1 protein-coding gene is annotated in these 1,774 nt (G+C 62.3%); it reads right to left on the bottom strand.

Translation table 11 applies throughout. The annotated features are described in order from the left end of the window. Positions 1-541: 541 nt before the first annotated feature. Positions 542-1,648, bottom strand: a complete 1,107-nt coding sequence (locus tag DES53_RS32320; protein WP_170157591.1) for a transposase — start codon at positions 1,646-1,648, stop codon at positions 542-544. Positions 1,649-1,774: the final 126 nt, after the last annotated feature.

The following is a 1,774-nucleotide window of genomic DNA, read 5'->3' as shown; positions in this document are numbered from 1 at the left end:
GCTTGCCACCGCGTCTCAAAAGTCAAAGGTAAAAAGATCTCTCCTTGCCCGAACCCGAAGGGAACAAAGGGCTTGGTGTCCCCTCTTTCCCATTGAGCAGGTATGCGGCACCTCCCACGGCTGCGATTGGCTGGAAGCTGTCTGTTTGGGCCTTCTCGTTGCTTTGGACTCGTGCTAGGATCTCAGAGCTGGTTCATGCGTTCTTTCTGCCCATCGCCGTCATCGCTTCTGGTTTCTCCATGCGCGTCTTGGAGCCTCCGGGCTTCGCCACGGGGCTATGCGGGCTTGGGGAGTTCTCCAGGGCAGACTCGGTGATTCAATGTCTGCCTCGGAGAGGCGCATGGACCAGTCGCACTCGCGTGTCTGGTGCACCTGCTCTGAGATGAGCGGGGGGCACTGACAAGGTGGCAATGGGGCCTCAGGCGCACTTCTCCGGGCAGAAAGACTTGGCATGGGACTCTGGGTACCTGGCTCGGCGAGGGGGCTCCAAACGCGCAGCGCCAGTCATGCTTGGTGTCGGTGGGTTGGCAGGACGCGTTCTCTACGCGCCTGCAGGAGGGGTGGTGAGTGAGTCTTTGGTCGGGGTTGCCTGGGAGACGAACTTCTCGGCGCTGTAAGGCTCCTCACGGCGCCACAGGCTCCAGAGGGTGGCCAGCACCTTGCGTTGCGTGTTGAGCCGCGCATGCCGCTTGTCGCCGGTGCGCTCCACGCTCTGCTGGTAGAAGTCTTTGACCTCATTGTCGCCGTGCGTGATGGCCCCTTTCCAGATTTGATAGCTCAGGTCCTTGAGCTGGCTGTTGCCACAGCGATCCAGCCGCTGGTAGCCCAGGGGCTTGCCGTCGCTGCTGCGATCCGTGATCCCCAGCTTGCTGTAGCGCCACAACTGCTGCTTGGTGGCAAAGCGTTTGGGCGACCCGGCAAAGGCGCTGAACAGATGCGCGCAGATGGGCCCCACGCCAGGCATGCTGGTAAAACGTGCGATCTCCGGACACTGGGCTCCCAGGCTCTTGAGCTGCTGCCAGGCTTGTTGCTGGGCGGCCACCAGACTGTCGAGCACCGCGTAGCGACCCAGCGCGCTCAGACGGCGGATGCCTTCAGGCAGTTGCGGCAACCAGCGCTGGCGTCCCCGCTGGCTGTAGACGGTGCTGGTGTCGCTGACCATCACCCCGCTGCGCCGATACCAGGCTTTGAGGGTGTTTTTGCAACGCACCACCTTGCCACGCAACTCCACGTAGTGCTCCGCGGCCAGTTGCAGTTCGCGGCGGTGGACCTCCGGACTGTGCCACACCGCCTTGAGTTCACCCAAGCGGTACAGACGGCACAGGGAGCGCACATCCCACTCATCACGCTTCTTGGCACTGCGTCCAATCAGCGCGTTCTCCCGCGGATCACACACCAGCAGTTCGTCGACCACCGGGCGCAGGACATCGCATAACCACAGTGACATGCTGCCTTCCTCAAAGGTCAGCCGCTTCTGCGGAGCGCGCACGCCCTGCACCAGTTGCAACAAGGCCTCCGCCTGCGTGGGACAACTGCCTTCTCCCAGCCAACGCCCGTCCTCGGCCATGGCTCCCAGCACACAATGACGCGCATGCACATCCAGCGCCAGATACACCGGCGTGGCTTCCTCAAGTACCAGCGTCTTCACAGACGCCTTGGGGTCTCTGGCAGCACGGCCTCGGCCTGACACTGCCTTCCTTCGTTGAGCTTGGCTTCTCATAGCGATGACAAGCGTAACTTCGCCTGCCTTGCTTTTGAAGCACGTCACACTCCA

The sequence above is a fragment of the Roseimicrobium gellanilyticum genome (assembly GCF_003315205.1).
Lineage (GTDB): Bacteria > Verrucomicrobiota > Verrucomicrobiia > Verrucomicrobiales > Verrucomicrobiaceae > Roseimicrobium > Roseimicrobium gellanilyticum.
This window is presented reverse-complemented; position numbering and strand designations above follow the sequence as displayed.